This window comes from Streptomyces sp. NPDC046716, assembly GCF_040645755.1.
Lineage (GTDB): Bacteria > Actinomycetota > Actinomycetes > Streptomycetales > Streptomycetaceae > Streptomyces.
Genome location: NZ_JBEYYU010000001.1, coordinates 192,832 through 208,737, shown reverse-complemented (window position 1 = coordinate 208,737; position 15,906 = coordinate 192,832). Strand labels below are relative to the sequence as shown.

Genomic DNA, 15,906 nt, shown 5'->3' with positions numbered 1-15,906 from the left:
CCACAAGTGTGTCACCGGGTGTGCTGACAAAAATGTGGTGTGCCCGGCGCTCTCGGGCGATGCGACACACGACACTGACACGGCTCCCGGATCCGCTGGGATCCTATCAGTCAGGTGTGTCCACCGGCCGTCACACCTCACCCGCTTCGCCGTGGACGGCCGTCGCGTACAGAGCGCGGACGCTGACGTCGGAACCGTGCTCCAGCCGCCGGAAGACCCAGTCGACCGGGTGGCACCGGCGCCGACCGGGCAGTTCCACGACGAGCGGCACCGGGCTGTCGGTATCGGTTCCCTCGCGCCAGGTCCCGCCCGCGTGCAGGACCAGGATCTCGCCGACGTAGCAGCCGAATTCGGCGAGGGACTCGGCCATCTCGTCGCAGGTGGCTCCGTCGCTGCGGAAGCTGTCGACGATGTCCTCGACGAGTTCGATGCTCGCGGGGCTGTAGTCCAGCTCCGCGCCGCTGATGTCCAGGGCCGCCTCGACGACCGCCGCCGCATGCCGAGGTGCGCTGTCGGGCTCCAGCGGATACTTCAGATGCAGGTGCATGTGTGTCCTCGGACCGTTTCCGTCGATGCCCTCGGGGCCGGCCGCGGATCTCGGGCCGGGCGGGCGACTGAGCAAGTGTGCGGGCACTACCATGCCGACCCGGGAGGCCGGAAGTACAGCCCCACCGGTTACTTCACTGGTTAATTTAAGAACCTGCACAGGTGTCCGCAGGCGTGCAGTCGATCGACTCATGCTGCGCGCCCGGGGATCTGGGACAGTCGAGTCCGCGTGACACCTGGACGAAGAGGACACACATGGCTCGCCCCCGCGGATTCGACACCGGCCTGGCAGTGGAGCGGGCGATGCGTCTCTTCTGCCGTCAGGGTTACCACGCCACGCCCATGCCGCATCTGACGGCGCGGCTGCGGATCGGCAGCGGCAGTCTCTACGCGGCGTTCGGCTCCAAGGAGGAGCTCTACGGGCGTGCCCTCGACCTCTACTGCGCCGACCTGGTCCGGCATCTCACGGAGCGCTTACGGGCCGACGGCGACATCCGCGCCACGGTGCGGGAGCTGCTGCTCGCCCTGGCCGCGGCGGACCTCGCGGACCCGGAGCAGGGCTGTCTGCTGGTCAACGCCGCCACGGAACGCGCGGGGCACCCCGCGACGGTGGACCGCGTGCGGGCGGCCATGGATGCCGTGGAACACCTGCTCGCCGACGCGCTGCGGCGCGCGCGGGCTCGGGGCGAGCTGCGCGCCGTCCACGACCCGGCGGAGCTGGCCCGGTTCCTGACCACGTTCGTGCAGGGGCTGCGGGTCATGGGCAACGCGCGGGCCGGCCGGGAGTTTCTGGAGTCGGCGGTGTCCGGGGCGCTGCGTGTCCTGGACTGAGCGGCGCCGGGTCACTCGGCGAGTTCGCCGCCGTACGCCCGGACCAGGTCGTGCAGGACGTGGTGGCCGTCGGCGTCCCGCGAGATCAGGCCGGCCGCGGTGAGCGCGCGCAGATGGCGTCGCGCCTGCGGCAGCTCCACCGCGGCGAGGGCGGCCGCGGCCTCCGTCGAGACGAGGGGTCCCGGGTGCCGCACCAGGTGCCGGAAGAACCGGGCCGTCGCGTCGTCGAGTGTCCGGTACGAGCACGAGAAGGCGACCCGCACGTCCACGCGCAGGTCGTCGGTGGTCAGGCCGTCGAGCCGTGGCTGGGTGGCGCGCAGTTCGGCGACGGCCAGGCGCAGGGGCAGGCGCGGTACCGCGCCGAGCTGTGCGCCGACCACGGCGACGGCGAGCGGCAGCAGACCGCACAGCGCGACGAGTTCGGCGGCGGCCTCGGGTTCCGCGCGGCAGCGCCGCTCGCCGATCCGCGCGGCCAGGGCCGCGCACGCCTCGTCCGGTGTCCACACGTCGAGGTTGAGCACCGAGGCGCCCTCGACCGCGGCGAGGGCGGACAGCTGGTTGCGTGAGGTGACGAGGGTCAGGGATCCCGCGGAACCGGGCAGGAGGGGTCTGACCTGTGCGGAGTCCCGCGCGTTGTCGAGTACGACGATCAGCCGGCGGGACGCGCTCAGTTCCCGGAACAGCTGGCCGCGCCGCTCGGTTCCGTCGGGGATGCCGTGGCTCGGTACGCCGAGCGCGCGCAGGAAGCCGGCGAGGACGGCACCGGGGTCCAGGGGGCTGTCCGTCGCGTCGAAGCCGCGGCAGTCCACGTAGAGCTGGCCGTCCGGGAAGCGGTCGGCGACCTGGTGGGCCCAGTGCACGGCCAGCGTCGTCTTGCCGATGCCCGCCATGCCGACGATCGCGGCGATGACGGTGTGCCCACGGGGCTCCGTGCGTCGGTCGATCTCCGCGAGGGCCGCCGTTCTGCCACGGAACACCATGAGGTCGGGCGGCAGCTGGCGCGGGATCACGGATCGGGCCGGGCGGCGTGCGGCGGCGTCCGCCAGGCGGCGCCGCTCGTCGTCGCCGAGAGCGAGCGCGTCCATCAGTTCGCTCAGGGTCGACGGGCGCGGCAGGCTCTGTCCGCGCTCCATGTCGCTGATGGCCCGGCCGCTCACACCCGATGCTTCGGCGAGGCCCTCCATCGTCATCAGCGAGCGCTGCCGCGCTTCGCGCAGCAGCCGGCCGAACATCGTGTTGTCCATACCCACCTCGCCGGCCGGCGCCGCGGGCGAGCGCGCACCGGAAAGCCCCGCACGTGTTTCCAAGTCCCGTCAACTTAGCAGTTCTGGATCGATCGTTCACGGGGCCATCTCACATACCGGGCGCGCGCGGCACACGTGTGAGTGTTTCAAGCCGTTCGGTCGCGCAGCGTTTCCCGGTCGGCGGGGTGCCCCGCGGTCCACGAGGTGAGGATCCGCAGCGCGTCGTACGAGGGGCTGCCGGGTTCGGCGGTGAGCACCATGAGGCGCTGGCCGGAGCCGTCGGGGCAGGCCCAGGTGTCGCAGTCGAGCGTGAGGTCGCCGACCAGGTGGTGCCGGTAGCGCTTGGTGCCGTAGGTGGCGGTGATCACCCGGTGTTCGGCCCACCAGGTGCTGAAGTCCTTGTCGCGTACGGACAGCTCTCCCACGAGGCTGGCGAGGTCCTGGTCGTCGGGGTCGGTGGCGGCCTCCATGCGCAGGGCCGCCACGGCGTCGCGGGCGTCGCTGCGCCACTCCCGGTACAGGCCGCGGAAGCCGGGGTCGGTGAAGAGCAGGTGGAGGTAGTTCCGCCGGCCCTGCGGAAGTGCGGAGAAGTCCGTGTACAGGGCGGTGGCCGCCGGGTTCCAGGCGAGGATGTCGAGGCGTCGGCCGAGGACCATCGCGGGTGTCTGGGTGAGCTGGTCCAGGAGACGCAGCATCGCGGGGCGCGGGCGTTGCGGGGTCCGGCGGCGCGGGCGGGCGTCGGTGCGGCCGGCGAGGTCGTAGAGGTAGGTCTGCTGGTCCTCGTCGAGGCGCAGCGCGCGGACCAGGGTGGCCAGGACCGATGCGGAGGCCCGGACCCGGCCCTGTTCGAGGCGTGTGTAGTAGTCGACGCTGATCGCCGCCAGCCCGGCCACCTCTTCGCGGCGCAGTCCGGCGACCTTGCGGGGCGTGTCCGGGTCGGGCAACCCGCAGGCTCCCGGCGTCAGTTGCGCTCGGCAGGCTTTGAGAAAGGCTCCGAGTTCACGGGGGTCGGACACCGCAGTCATCTCCTTCGGGGGCGTGGCTCTGTAGGGGCAGCCCTATGGTCCGCGGGCCGGGAACGTCGGGAGGGCTCCATCGCGTCGGGGACGCGTCCGCGACGACCATGGGACGCGTCACCGAACCGCACCGACCGACAGGACGAGGAGCGAGAATGTCCGCCACCATGACGACGCCCGGCCGGGCCTGCGTTTCGCACACCCCTTGCCGTCTCACCCGACGGGAGCGGCAGATCGCCGAGCTGGCCGCGGCGGGCCTGACGGTGGAGGAGATCGGCGAGCTGGCCGGGCTGCCCCGAAGGACCGTCAGCACGCAGTTGTACCGGATCCTCCCCAGGCTGGGTGTGACCACGCGCGCCGCGGTGCGCGACGCGCTGGACCGGCTGGACGCCCTGCACACCGACGCCTGCCGTCCGGGTCACAGCCCGAGGTCGAGGGCCAGGCACGAGTAGTGGTTCCACGAACCCTCGGGGTTGTAGCCGGACTTCGCCCCGGCTTCCGGGGCCGCGTCCACCTCCGCAGTCATGTCCTCGAAGCGGATCCGCTCGGGGAGCTTGCCGTATTTCGCGCTGCGCAGTGTCGCGGCGACGTCCGTCGTGACTGTCTCGGGCATGGCTCGTCCCTCTTTCCTGAGTTTCCTGAGCTGCCGATCGCGTCCCGGTGAGTACCTGGACCGCCTTCATCCTCCATCTTCAATCGTCACCAGTCAAGCTGGTTACGCAGAAACATGTCCGACGCCGTCGCGATACGTCTCCAGCAGCCGGAGCCACACTTCGCTGATCGTGGGGAATGCCGGTACGGCGTGCCAGAGGCGGTCCACGGGGGCCTCGGTGGTGATGGCCACGGTCGCGGAGTGCAGGAGTTCCGCGACGCCGGGACCGGCGAAGGTGGCCCCGACGATGACGCGGCGCTCCCGGTCGACGAGGATCCGGGCTCTACCGCGATAACCGGGGGTGTGCTGGTGGGCGCCCGCGACGTCGCCGATCTCACGGTCGACCACGTCGACGTCGCGTCCGGCGCGTTCGGCCTCGGCCGCGGTGAGGCCGACCGCGGCGATCTCCGGAGAGGTGAAGACGACCTGGGGAACGGCCACGGTGTCGGCGGTGCCGGTGTGCGGGCCCCAGGGGGTGCCGTCGACGGGCGTGCCGTGGGCGCGGGCGGCGATGACGGCACCGGCGATCCGGGCCTGGTACTTGCCCTGGTGCGTGAAGAGGGCGCGGGCGTTGACGTCGCCGACCGCGTAGAGCCAGTCGCCGGGGACGTCGGTGACGGTCAGGGTGTCGTCGACGGTGAGCCACTCGCCTGCGGTGAGGCCGACGGTCTCGAGCCCGATGTCGTCGGTGCGCGGTGCGCGGCCGGTCGCGAACAGCACTTCTTCGGCGCGGAGTTCCGTGCCGTCGGTCAGAGTGATGCCGACCTCGCCGCCGGGGCCCGGCTCACGTTCGGCGCGGGCCACACCGACGCCGAGGCGCAGGTCGGCACCGGCCGCGCGCAGCGCATCGGCGACCAGTTCCCCGGCGAACGGCTCCATGCGGGGCAGGAGGCGTTCACCGCGGGCGACCAGCGCGACCCGGCTACCGAGCCCCTGCCAGGCGGTGGCCATCTCGGTGCCGACGACACCGGCGCCCACGACGACGAGCCGTTCGGGCGCCTTCCCGGCACTGGTGGCCTCCCGGCCGGTCCAGGGGCGGAGGGTGTCGATTCCCGGCAGGTCCGGCAGCGCGGCACGGCTGCCGGTGCACACGGCGACGGCGTGCCGCGCCTCCAGCACCACCGTGCCGCCGTCGGGGGTGCGGACGGCGACGCGGCGTGGGCCGGTGAGCCGGCCGTGGCCCCGTACGAGTGCGATGCCGGCCGACGCCAGCCACTCGACCTGTCCCGTGTCGTCCCAGTGCGCCGACATGCGGTCGCGGTGCGCGAGCACGGCCGCCGTGTCGAGCGGTCCGGCGACGGCCGGGTGCAGACCGGGGACGCGGCTCGCCTCCGCGCGCAGCAGGACCGGCCGCAGCAGTGCCTTGCTGGGTTCGCAGGCCCAGTACGAGCATTCGCCACCGACGAGTTCGCTCTCGACGATCACGGTGCTGAGGCCGGCGGCCACGGCGCGGTCGGCGACGTTCTCGCCGACGGGTCCCGCGCCGATCACGATGACGTCGTAGATGTGGGCCGTCCCCATCGGGGACACCTCCTGAGGCTGCCGGAACGGGATGGGCGGTGCGGTCAGCGGAGCTTGCGGAAGGTCTGCCGCAGGTCGGCCGCGAAGGCCTCGGGGTTCTCGTACTGGACGAAGTGGCCGCCCTTCATGTGCGCGTTGACGTTGACGACGTTGTAGGCGCTGCGCGAGGGGCCGTTCTCGAACGCCGCGATGCGCCCCTCGGGCGTGTCGACGCCGGGCGGGTAGGCGTCGCCGAGCAGGAAGGTGAAGCCGGCGGGCGCCTCGACGACCGGCTGCCGGTCGTGGGAGGGGACCCACGGGTAGCGCACGGCGTTGCGGTACATGCGGATGGAGGTGCCGATGGACCGCGTCACCCAGAAGCTGGTGGCCTGGGTGAGGATGAAGTCGCGGGGGAAGGCCTGCTCGAAGTCGCCGCGCTTGTCGCTCCACTTCTTCCAGCGCTTCAGCACCCAGGCGAGCATGCCGATCGGGGAGTCGTTGAGTCCGTGGGTGAGGGTCGACGCGTCGAGCATGTGGACCGCCACATGTGAGGCGTAGGTGTCGACGAAGTTCTCTAGGTCCGCGCGCAGTTCGGGGGTGGCGTCCGCCGGGATCCTGGCGCCGTCGGTGAGGTCCCAGAACCGTTCGTTGGCGAACATGCCGGGCGGCAGGTCCTGGCCGAGGTGCAGGCCGATGAGGCTGTCGGCGTACTTGTGGCCGAGCTAGCTGGTGACCAGTGAGCCGTAGTCGGAGCCCGCCGCCGCGTACTTCTCGTAGCCCAGCACCTCCGTCATGAGCCGGTGCATGATGTCGGCGATCTTCCAGTAGTTCAGATCGCCTCGGCCGACGGGGGTGGAGAAGGTGAAGCCGGGCAGGTTCGCGATGACGACGTCGAAGGAGTCGGCGGGGTCGCCGCCGTGGGCGGCCGGGTCCGTGAGCGGGCCGACGAGCGGCAGGTTGAAGGCGTGGTTCCAGGGCCAGCCGGCGAACAGGATGAGCGGGACCGGGTCGGGTCCCTTGCCGCGCTCGTGGACGAAGTGCACGGCCGTGCCGTCGATCTCGACCTTGTGCTGGTTGTAGGAGTTGAGTTCCTTCTCCTGCGCGCGCCAGTCGAAGCCGTCCGCCCAGTACTCGACGAGCGGCTTCAGGTAGGCGGTGCTGATGCCGTAGTACTCGTCCTCGTTGTCGAGGTCGTCGAAGAAGCGGGTCCTGCGCAGCCGGTCGGCGAGGTCGTCGAGGACGTCCTGGGGGACGTCGATCCGGTAGGGGGCCAGTGCGTCCGGTGTGCTGTTGCTGTCCTCGCTCACGGCGGGCCTGCTTTCGTGTGGGTGTGTCAAGGAGGAGGCGGGATCGGGGGTGGGGTTCGGCCGGGTCATCGGGTGAAGTCCAGACGGGTCCGAGTCTGCCGGAGTTCGGCGATGTACCAGGAGCCGTCGGCCCTGACGAAGCGGGCGTGGTAGTGGCCGAAGCCGTGCATCCGGCGGAAGGGGATCTCGTCGGACGTCTCGGCGTCCGCGGGGCGGGTGACGATGTCCTCCATCGCGAACACGCCCCGGGCCGCCTCGGCCGAGTCGACGTCGATCTCGTCGGAGAACAGGTGGTGGACGAGGGTCGCGCCGCGGCCGCCGCCGGCGCCGACGGTCGCGGCGATCTCGTCCCGGCCCACCATGCGCAGCCACACCGAACCGTCCGGCTTGAGCGGGGTGAAGGTGCCCCCGGGTGTGAAGAGGTGTGCCAGATCCTGCCAGCGCTGCTGGTCCGCGTACCGTACGTAACGCGCCATCAGACGGCGGATGTCCTCGGTGATGCTCAGACGTTCGACGGTGTCCATGACTGCCTCCTGATCGGTGGGACGACCGGCTGGTCCGGTCATCCTGCGTCGCAGAAAATGGACCAGCAAGTCCAATCAGCGCGGGTCCCCGACGCAGGGGTTCAGCGGCCGGGGGCGCGGGCCGTGATCTCCTGGAGGAACCACTCGTTGCCGTCGGGATCGGCGAACGAGGCGAAGGTGCCGTAGCTGGGCCGGTCCGGCGCCACACCCTGCACGCGCCGCTCCCCTCCCGCGTGGTGGAAGGCGCCCGTGGCGTCGTGGAACGGGCCGGTGACGTCGACTCCGCGGCCGGTGAGTTCCGCGTACGCCTGCTCGATGTCGGTCACGACGAGGTGCAGGCCCTGCGCCGAGCCGGCGGGAGCGGTGGTCAGCCCGTCGCCGAAGATGACCGAGCAGGCGGAGCCGGGCGGCGTCACCTGCACGATGCGGTAGCCGTCGTGGATCGGGAAGTCCGCGTCGAGGCGGAATCCGAGGGTGCCGACGTAGAAGTCCATGGCTCGGTCGACGTCCGAGACGGGGACGACGACGACTTCGAGCTTCAGATCCATGGTGGGTGTTCTCGCTTTCGGAGCTGTTCGGGTGTGAGGGGCGGACCGGTCCTGCGGGAGCCCGTCACCGGGTGGCGCGGGCCGCTTCCTCGATGACGCGGGTGACGAGGCCGGGGTGGGAGACCGCGACGGAGTGCGAGGCGGCGACCTCGGTGGTGCGGGCGTGGGCGCGCTCGGCCATGAACCGCTGCACGGAGGCCGGGATGTTGAGGTCGCGGGTGGTGACGATGTCCCAGCTGGGGATGGACTTCCAGGCGGCCGCGGTGGCCTTCTCCTCGAGCGCGGACTGGGCGATGGGACGCTGCCCGACGGCGGCGAGCGCGGCCTCTGCGGGGGAGACGTCGGCGGCGAACTGGTGGCGGAACTTGTCCTGTTGGATGTAGAGGTCCGTGCCCTTCGTGCCGTCGGGCAGAGTGACGGGCACCGGGTCGAGGGCGTCGGGGAGCGTGGATCCGGGGTACTTGTTGGTCAGCTCCAGGGCCGACTCCCCCACGGCGGGCAGGAACGCGGCGACGTAGACGAGCCCCTTCACCTGCGGGTCACCAGCGGCCGCCGCACTGATCACGGAACCGCCGTAGGAGTGCCCGACGAGGATCTTGGGGCCCTTGACGTGGTCGAGGACGCCGCGCAGCGCGGTGGCGTCGTCGTGCGGGCCGCGCAGGGGGTTCGCGGCGGCGACGACCGGATAGCCGTCGGCGCGCAGCCGGGAGACGACGCCGTTCCAGCTGGAGGAGTCGGCGAACGCGCCGTGCTCCAGCACGATGGTGGGCTTGGCCGCGCCACGGGGGCCCGACGGACGTCCGGCGTCGGCATCGGCGGTGGCGGTGCCGCTCAGCGCGAGGGCACCGACCGCGGCGCCGACCGCGACCGCGGCCCCGATGCCGGTGAGAACCCGTCGACCACTCGCACGCTTGATGGTGAACACGAGAAACCTTCCTGAGAGATCGGATAGATCGGATAGATCGGATAGATCGGAGATCAGAGGAACCGAAGGAATCGACGCGACGCCGGAGTCAATCCTGCGTCACCGCCTTGTCTGGTGATTAACTTGTCAGGCACTGCATAACCTGTCAAGGTGGTGACGAGACGACGGCAGTCGATGTCCGTCCTCACTGTCACCCGCGACGAGGAGGCACACATCCGTCACATGACCGTCCACGGGGCACCGGCCGTCACACACCCGGGAAGCCTTCGGCACCACGGTCAACTGACTGATGCGCGCACCGAGGGCGCGGAGCAGAGTGGCCCCGTCGGTAAGCACACCGCACACGCACGGAAGGTTTCTCATGATCAACAGGCGTAGTTTCAACAAGGCCGTCGGCTTGGGCACGGGGGCGGCCGCCGCCTCGCTGGCCGGTCTGCAGGGCGTCTCGCACGCCGCCGCGGGAACCGCGGGCCACGGCGGGAAGGTGCCCGTCGTACCGACCGTCACCCCGGGTACGCACACCTCGTTCCCCGCGCTCAAGCAGATCAAGGCGGGTCTGCTGAACGTCGGTTACGCCGAGCTGGGCCCCCAGCACGGGCCCGCCGTCGTCCTGCTGCACGGCTGGCCGTACGACATCCACAGCTATGTCGACGTGGCGCCGCTGCTGGCCGACCAGGGTTACCGCGTGATCGTGCCCTACCTGCGCGGCCACGGCACGACGCGGTTCCTGTCCGACCGCACGGTCCGCAATGCCCAGCAGTCGGTGATCGCCCTCGACATCATCGCCCTGATGGACGCCCTGAAGATCCAGAAGGCGGTCGTCGCGGGCTTCGACTGGGGTTCGCGCACCGGTGACATCCTCGCGGCGCTGTGGCCCGAGCGGGTCAAGGCGCTGGTCTCGGTGAGCGGTTACCTCATCACCAACCGCAAGGCCCAGCTGGAGCCGATCTCCCCGACCGCCGAGCACACCTGGTGGTACCAGTACTACTTCGCGACGGAGCGCGGCAAGAAGGCCATGGAGCGCAAGGACCTGCGCCACGACCTGACCAAGCTGGTGTGGCAGATCGTCTCGCCGACCTGGGGCTTCGACGACGCCACCTTCGAGCGCACCGCGGCCGCCTTCGAGAACCCCGACTACGCCGCCATCGTCATCCACAACTACCGCTGGCGGCTGGACCTGGCCGAGGGCGAGCGGCGTTACGACGGCTACGAGGACGCGCTGGCGAAGGCCCCGACCATCGCGGTGCCGACCCTCACCATCGACGCCCAGTACGACCCGTTCACGGCACCCGGCGACGGGTCGTCGTACCGCTCGATGTTCACCGGGAAGTACGAGCACCGCACGCTGGCCGTCGGCCACAACCTCCCGCAGGAGGCACCGACGGCGTTCGCCCAGGCCGTCGTCGACGTGGACCACTTCTGACGGACAAGGCGCCCAGGGGCCGGCCCTCCCGGCCGGCCCGGGCAGCACATGTACGGGCCGCACTCCTCGGCACGGGCGCATTCGCGTGGGTACCATGCCCAGCGTCCATCACTACTGAGGAGTGAACGGTTGTGACCACCCCATCGGCCGACACGCTCCGATCGCGGTACGTAGAGCAGGCCGCGTCGGATCTGGAAGACAACCGTCGACGGCAGCAGCAACTGACCGAGAAGATCAAGATGCTGGAGCAGGAGGAGGCCCTCCTGGTCGACATCATGAATCTCGCCGAGCGGCACGAGGGGGCGAAGGCCCCGGCACCGCGTCCTGGGCGGAAGCCCTCCCCCGCGAAGGAGAAGACGGCGCAGCCGCTGCTCGGGGACCTCCTGGCGGAACTGCTCGCACCGCACAAGGAGCCCCGCCTCGCCCAGGAACTGCGGGACGAGCTGCTGGAGAAGCATCCGGACCGCTCCCCCACGCCTCAGGTGGTGCGGAACACTCTGGAGTCGCTCGTCGCCAAAGGCCGGATCCAGCGCCACAAGCAGCAGCGGTCGGTGATGTACACGATCACCGAGTCCGGTCCTGCGGACACGGACGACTGAGCCCGGCCTGCCGCACACCCCGACTCACACCCAACCTCACACCCGACTTCACACTCAACAGAACACCTCAACGCACTCCTCGCGTACGAGATCACTCCGAGGTGTGCACACCTGGTACGCAATCGCGTATATGCTCGCGTCGTCGAACGAAGATCCGCTCGGTGTCCCTATGAGCCAGGAGCCGCACACCATGAGCAACTTCCCCTCACCGCCGCCCGTCCCCCAGGACCGTCAGTTCGTCCTGGGCCGGCATCTGCGGATGTCCGTCCTCACGACGGCGCAGGAGACGGAGGGCCGTCACGACCTGGCGGACGTCACCCTTCCGCCGGGTTCGGGCACGCCGCTGCACCTGCACACCGGATACGAGGAGCGCCTCTGGATCGTCGAGGGCACGCTCACCGTATGGGCGGGCCACGACACGTACACGCTGCGTTCCGGCGACTTCTACCGGGTGCCGATGAACACCCCCCACACCATCAAGGCGGGTGAGGACGGCGCCCGCGCCCTCACCGTCAGCTCACCGGCCCGGTTCACCGAACTCGTGCGCCGCGCGGGGACCCCCGCCCATCTGGCCACTCCGGAGACCGAATGGGACCTGGAACTGTTCCAGGCCGTCACCGAGGAGATCGGGGACGTGATCCTCGGCCCGCCCGGCGCGACGCCGGCCGACCTCGAGAACACCCCGGGCGGCAGCTGACCGCGAGGGGGCGCCGGATCAGTCCTGGGTGCTGTGCTGCCGAGCCCGATAGGCGGCGGCCTTGACGCGGTTGCCGCAGGTGCGCATCGCGCACCATTCGCGCCGGTGGCCCCGCGAGCGGTCGAGATAGACCTGGGTGCACTCCGGGCGGGCGCATTCGCGCAGCAGCGCCCCGTCGTCGCCGCCGAGGATCTCGACCGCCTCCCGGGCGAGGGCCGCGAGTCCCTGGCCGACCGAGCCGGTGCGGGTCGCGCCGTCGGGGCCGAGCCGCAGGGTCACGGGCATCCCCGACGCCTGCAGATTCAGCTCGGCCACGGCGTCCTGGGGCAGCGGCTCGTCGTGCAGACGGGCGGCGACCAGTGAGTAGATCGATTCGCGCAGGTCGACGGCGAGGGTGAGGTCCACCTCGCTCGCGCCCGGAGCCAGATCGAGCATGCCGGACTCCATGAACCAGTCGTCGAGCAGCTCGGGGGTGGCGAGCTTCTCCATCGGCAGGTCGTTGCGCCTCGCGCGCAGCGTGCCGACGAAGTCGAGAGGGAGCGTCCCACAAGGAAAGGCATGATTCACGTAACCATACTGACCAGTGACCGACGAGAAAGCAAGCCTCACCCTCCCCGCGCTTCCCACGCGCGAGCGCGCTCACTTGCCGACGGCAGCCACCGGACGGCACCAGACGGCACCAGACGGCACCGGACGGTCATGGAGTGCCGACCGCTCCACTCCCTTACGGACGCCCGGCGACAGCCATCACCGTATTGACCGGTGAGTCACACCCATGCAAGGATCGTCACCATACAGAGCGGTGACGATGCCATCGGTCGTCAGCTCGACGTGTGGACAGGCCGCTCACGGCATCGCCGCGTCGACAGCTCCTTCGGTACGACGACAGAACGGGACGGACATGGCAGACCAGCGCAAGGGCACCGAGGGCGGGCCGCCCGTGGCGCGGCGGGCGATGTTGGCCACGCTGGCCGCGGGGGCGGCCGGCATCGCCACCGCGCCCTATCTGCAACGCGGTTGGGAGAGCGTGCTGGGTGCCGCCTCCCAGGCGGACCCGACCGGAGTCACCGGCCTCCTGCCCAATCCGGGCGGCTTCCGCTACTACAGCATCGTGGGATCGGTGCCGCGCAAGGACGCCCGCACCTACGCGCTGCACATCGGCGGACTCGTCGACCGGCCCCGGACCTTCACCCTGCCGCAATTGCGCGCCATGCGGCAGACCCGCGTCGTCCACGACGTGGTGTGCACCGACGGCTGGCGCGTGGCCGACACACCTTTCGAGGGGGTGAAGCTCGCCGACCTGCTCGACATCGCCGGGGTCCGCCCCGAGGGCAAGGCCGTCCGCTTCACCTGTTTCGACGGGGCCTACAGCGAGAACCTCACCCTGGAGCAGGCGCGCCGCTCCGACGTGATGGTGGCGCTCTCGATGCAGGACAAGCCCCTCACCCACGAGCACGGCGGTCCGGTCAGGCTGTACGCCGCGCCCATGTACTTCTACAAGTCGGCGAAGTGGCTCTCCGGCATCTCCGTCACCGACGAGGTCGTCCCGGGTTACTGGGAGGAGCGCGGCTACGACATCGACGGCTGGCTCGACGGAGAGAACGGGCACGCCGATGACCGCGCCGCCTGACACCGAAGCGCGGGTCCGCCGCTTCACCCGGGCCGAGCGCCTCGTCCACCGCGCCACCGGTCTACTGATGCTGCTCTGCCTGGTGACCGCGGCGTGCCTGTACCTCGGCCCGCTCGCCCAACTCGTCGGCCGTCGCCACCTGATGGTCACCGTCCACGAGTGGTCCGGGATCCTGCTCCCCGCGCCGTTCCTGCTCGGTCTGCTCTCCCCCGCGTTCCGCGCGGATCTGCGCAGGCTCAACCGCTTCGCCCCCTACGACCGGCAGTGGCTGAGCGCGGCCCGCAGACGCCTGACCGCACCCGCGGTGCGACCGGCGGGCAAGTTCAACGCCGGTCAGAAGCTCTACGCGGGCTGGCTCGCGGGCGCCGTGCTGCTGATGCTGTTCACCGGGCTCCTGATGTGGTTCGGCGGACTGCTTCCCTCGATCTCCCGCACCAGCGCGATCTTCGTGCACGACTGCCTCGCCTGGGGCATCACGTTCGTCCTCCTCGCACACCTGCGCAAGGCGTACGAGGACCCGGAGGCGCGGCTCGGCATGCGGACCGGTTCCGTACCGGTGCGTTGGGCGCGGGAGAAGCACTCCGAGTGGCTGCACGACGACGCCCCTACATCCCGACGACGGTCAGGTGACTGATGGTCGCCCGGCCCGGGACGTGCAGGATGTGAACACCGGCCAGAGGCCGTCCCCCGAACTCCAAGTCCACACGTGTGCTCTCTGCCCACGGCGGACACGCGACCGCCGCCGGCAGCATTGGCCGGCGGCCATCACGACTCTCGACAGACGAGGAAACCCATGAAGAGACTTCTGACCGTCCTCGCGGCCGCCGTGCCGCTGGTGACGGCAGCGGTGTACCTGCCCACGGCCACGGCGGAATCCGGCGGCTCCACCGCCGCACCGTTCCGGTGCGCGTCCGACTCGACGGCGCTGAAGGCCCCGAGCGGCGCGACGATCGAGTCCGTGTCGGCCGTGAGCAAGCCGGCGGGGGACGTCGAGGTGCCCCCGGTGACTCCGCTGCCCGGGGACACGGTCAAGGACGTCCCCGCGCACTGCCAGGTGACCGTCACCCTCGGCCACTCCGGTGCCGGCGATCACGCGAAGGTCCAGGTGTGGCTGCCGGAGCACGGCTGGAACGGCCGTTTCCAGGGACTCGGCGGCAGCGCCTACGCGGCCGGTGACTACGGTTCCGGGCTGGCCGCCGCAGTGAAGAGCGGCTACGCCACCGCCACGACCGACGCCGGGGTCGGCAGCTATCTCGATGTGAGCTGGGCGCTCGACGGCAAGGGCAAGGTCGACCGGACCCTGCTGAAGAACTTCGCCTCGCGCTCCGTGCACGAGGCCGCCGTCGTCGCCAAGCAGGTCATCGGCGAGGTCTACGGCCGCTCCGCCTCGTACGCGTACTTCAACGGCTGTTCCACCGGCGGCCGTCAGGGCTACGCCGAGGCGCAGAGCCATCCCGGCGACTACGACGGCATCCTCGCCGACGCGCCCGGCATCAACTGGGACGAGTTCGAGGTCGCCACGGCCTGGCCCCAGGTGGTGATGAACGAGGAGCACACCTACCCCAGCACGTGTGAACTCACCCTCGCGACCCAGGCCGCCGTCAAGGCGTGCGACACGCTCGACGGTGCCGCGGACGGGTTCATCGGCGACCCTGCCGCGTGCCACTACGACCCGCGCCGGCTGATCGGCACGACCCTCGAGTGCGACGGCAAGAAGGTGACCTTCTCGGCCGCCGACGCCGCCGTCGTCCGCAAGATCTGGGACGGCCCGCGCACCACGTCGGGCAAGAAGCTCTGGTACGGCCCGACGATCGGCTCCGACCTGACGACGCTGGCCGCCTCCGACGGAGTCTCGGTGGGATCGCCGTTCCCGGTGCCCTCCGAGTGGATCTCCACGTTCGTCAAGAAGCAGCCCGCCTACAACGTCGCGAACGCGAGCTACAGCGAGTTCCAGCAGCTGTTCCGGCAGTCCCAGGCCGAGTACGACAAGGTCATCGGCTCGGACGACCCGGACCTGTCCGGCTTCCGCAAATCCGGTGGCAAGCTGCTGACCTGGCAGGGGCAGGCGGACCAGCTGATCCCCACGCAGGGCACCGTCGACTACCGCGAGCGGGTCGAGAAGAAGCTCGGCGGCGCGCAGCGCGTCGACGACTTCTACCGGGTGTTCCTGGCTCCGGGCGTGAACCACTGCGCCGGCGCCGGCAACACCGGCCCCGCCCCCACCGACGCGCTCGGCGCGCTGGTCGACTGGGTCGAGCACGGCAAGGCGCCGCGGACGCTGAGCGCCGCCGTCACCGACACCTCGGGCAAGAAGGTCACGCGCGACCTGTGCCTCTACCCGCGGGTCCCGCAGTACACGGGCCACGGTGACGTGGCGGACGCGAGCAGCTTCCGCTGCGTCGCCCCGCGGCACTGACCTGCGGCGCACACAGCTCAGAAGGCGGCCGTGGCCGGCCCGGACGAT

Annotated in this window: 19 protein-coding genes; 8 read left to right on the top strand and 11 right to left on the bottom strand. The window is 70.6% G+C overall.

Annotation, left to right across the window (positions count from 1 at the left end; translation table 11 throughout):
• Window positions 1-130 precede the first annotated feature (130 nt).
• Window positions 131-547, bottom strand: a complete 417-nt coding sequence (locus tag ABZ930_RS00970; protein ID WP_361539332.1) for a hypothetical protein — start codon at window positions 545-547, stop codon at window positions 131-133.
• 254 nt (window positions 548-801) lie between these two features.
• Between ABZ930_RS00970 and ABZ930_RS00965 the strand changes: the two genes are divergently transcribed.
• Window positions 802-1,377 carry a helix-turn-helix domain-containing protein gene (locus ABZ930_RS00965; RefSeq protein ID WP_361539329.1) on the top strand — a complete coding sequence of 192 codons (576 nt, stop codon included), beginning with the start codon at window positions 802-804 and terminating at the stop codon, window positions 1,375-1,377.
• Window positions 1,378-1,388: 11 nt separating this feature from the next.
• On the opposite strand, the gene ABZ930_RS00960 is transcribed toward ABZ930_RS00965, so the two are convergent.
• On the bottom strand, window positions 1,389-2,621 hold the full coding sequence (locus ABZ930_RS00960) for a helix-turn-helix domain-containing protein (protein ID WP_361539326.1): 1,233 nt from the start codon (window positions 2,619-2,621) through the stop codon (window positions 1,389-1,391).
• Window positions 2,622-2,767: 146 nt separating this feature from the next.
• Window positions 2,768-3,646 carry a helix-turn-helix domain-containing protein gene (locus ABZ930_RS00955; protein WP_361539323.1) on the bottom strand — a complete coding sequence of 293 codons (879 nt, stop codon included), beginning with the start codon at window positions 3,644-3,646 and terminating at the stop codon, window positions 2,768-2,770.
• 146 nt (window positions 3,647-3,792) lie between these two features.
• Between ABZ930_RS00955 and ABZ930_RS00950 the strand changes: the two genes are divergently transcribed.
• A complete protein-coding gene (locus ABZ930_RS00950) occupies window positions 3,793-4,089 on the top strand; it encodes a helix-turn-helix transcriptional regulator (protein ID WP_361539320.1) in 297 nt (98 codons plus the stop codon).
• On the opposite strand, the gene ABZ930_RS00945 is transcribed toward ABZ930_RS00950, so the two are convergent.
• The 7 genes from ABZ930_RS00945 to ABZ930_RS00915 form a co-directional block, all read right to left on the bottom strand.
• On the bottom strand, window positions 4,056-4,250 hold the full coding sequence (locus ABZ930_RS00945; RefSeq protein ID WP_361539317.1) for a hypothetical protein: 195 nt from the start codon (window positions 4,248-4,250) through the stop codon (window positions 4,056-4,058). The genes ABZ930_RS00950 and ABZ930_RS00945 overlap by 34 nt on opposite strands.
• A gap of 102 nt (window positions 4,251-4,352) precedes the next feature.
• Complete coding sequence (locus ABZ930_RS00940; RefSeq protein WP_361539314.1) at window positions 4,353-5,810, bottom strand: NAD(P)/FAD-dependent oxidoreductase; 1,458 nt, start codon at window positions 5,808-5,810, stop codon at window positions 4,353-4,355.
• A 44-nt stretch (window positions 5,811-5,854) separates the two neighbouring features.
• Window positions 5,855-6,448, bottom strand: a complete 594-nt coding sequence (locus tag ABZ930_RS00935) for a hypothetical protein (protein ID WP_361539311.1) — start codon at window positions 6,446-6,448, stop codon at window positions 5,855-5,857.
• A 63-nt stretch (window positions 6,449-6,511) separates the two neighbouring features.
• Window positions 6,512-7,096, bottom strand: a complete 585-nt coding sequence (locus ABZ930_RS00930) for an epoxide hydrolase (RefSeq protein WP_361539308.1) — start codon at window positions 7,094-7,096, stop codon at window positions 6,512-6,514.
• A 65-nt stretch (window positions 7,097-7,161) separates the two neighbouring features.
• Complete coding sequence (locus ABZ930_RS00925) at window positions 7,162-7,620, bottom strand: nuclear transport factor 2 family protein (protein ID WP_361539305.1); 459 nt, start codon at window positions 7,618-7,620, stop codon at window positions 7,162-7,164.
• 101 nt (window positions 7,621-7,721) lie between these two features.
• The gene (locus ABZ930_RS00920) at window positions 7,722-8,168 is read right to left on the bottom strand and encodes a VOC family protein (protein ID WP_361539302.1); all 447 of its coding nucleotides are present in this window, start codon (window positions 8,166-8,168) and stop codon (window positions 7,722-7,724) included.
• Window positions 8,169-8,232: 64 nt separating this feature from the next.
• Window positions 8,233-9,084, bottom strand: coding sequence for an alpha/beta hydrolase (locus tag ABZ930_RS00915; protein ID WP_361539638.1), 852 nt, complete (start codon window positions 9,082-9,084; stop codon window positions 8,233-8,235).
• Between the two features lie 370 nt (window positions 9,085-9,454).
• Here ABZ930_RS00915 and ABZ930_RS00910 point away from each other — a divergent pair, with 370 nt between their 5' ends.
• The 3 genes from ABZ930_RS00910 (at window position 9,455) to ABZ930_RS00900 (ending at window position 11,812) form a co-directional block, all read left to right on the top strand.
• Window positions 9,455-10,516: an alpha/beta hydrolase gene (locus ABZ930_RS00910; RefSeq protein ID WP_361539299.1), complete on the top strand. Its 1,062-nt coding sequence runs from the start codon at window positions 9,455-9,457 to the stop codon at window positions 10,514-10,516.
• Window positions 10,517-10,647: 131 nt separating this feature from the next.
• Window positions 10,648-11,115, top strand: a complete 468-nt coding sequence (locus tag ABZ930_RS00905; protein ID WP_361539296.1) for a hypothetical protein — start codon at window positions 10,648-10,650, stop codon at window positions 11,113-11,115.
• A gap of 190 nt (window positions 11,116-11,305) precedes the next feature.
• A complete protein-coding gene (locus tag ABZ930_RS00900; RefSeq protein ID WP_361539294.1) occupies window positions 11,306-11,812 on the top strand; it encodes a cupin domain-containing protein in 507 nt (168 codons plus the stop codon).
• A gap of 18 nt (window positions 11,813-11,830) precedes the next feature.
• Here the strand turns inward: ABZ930_RS00900 and ABZ930_RS00895 are convergent, their stop codons facing one another.
• Window positions 11,831-12,379, bottom strand: a complete 549-nt coding sequence (locus ABZ930_RS00895) for an ABATE domain-containing protein (protein WP_361539291.1) — start codon at window positions 12,377-12,379, stop codon at window positions 11,831-11,833.
• Between the two features lie 334 nt (window positions 12,380-12,713).
• Here ABZ930_RS00895 and ABZ930_RS00890 point away from each other — a divergent pair, with 334 nt between their 5' ends.
• The 3 genes from ABZ930_RS00890 to ABZ930_RS00880 all read left to right on the top strand — a co-directional run bounded on the left by ABZ930_RS00890 (window position 12,714) and on the right by ABZ930_RS00880 (window position 15,858).
• The gene (locus tag ABZ930_RS00890; protein ID WP_361539288.1) at window positions 12,714-13,442 is read left to right on the top strand and encodes a molybdopterin-dependent oxidoreductase; all 729 of its coding nucleotides are present in this window, start codon (window positions 12,714-12,716) and stop codon (window positions 13,440-13,442) included.
• Window positions 13,426-14,076: a cytochrome b/b6 domain-containing protein gene (locus tag ABZ930_RS00885; RefSeq protein WP_361539285.1), complete on the top strand. Its 651-nt coding sequence runs from the start codon at window positions 13,426-13,428 to the stop codon at window positions 14,074-14,076. The genes ABZ930_RS00890 and ABZ930_RS00885 overlap by 17 nt, the downstream gene beginning before the upstream one ends.
• 159 nt (window positions 14,077-14,235) lie before the next feature.
• A complete protein-coding gene (locus ABZ930_RS00880) occupies window positions 14,236-15,858 on the top strand; it encodes a tannase/feruloyl esterase family alpha/beta hydrolase (protein ID WP_361539282.1) in 1,623 nt (540 codons plus the stop codon).
• Window positions 15,859-15,906: the final 48 nt, after the last annotated feature.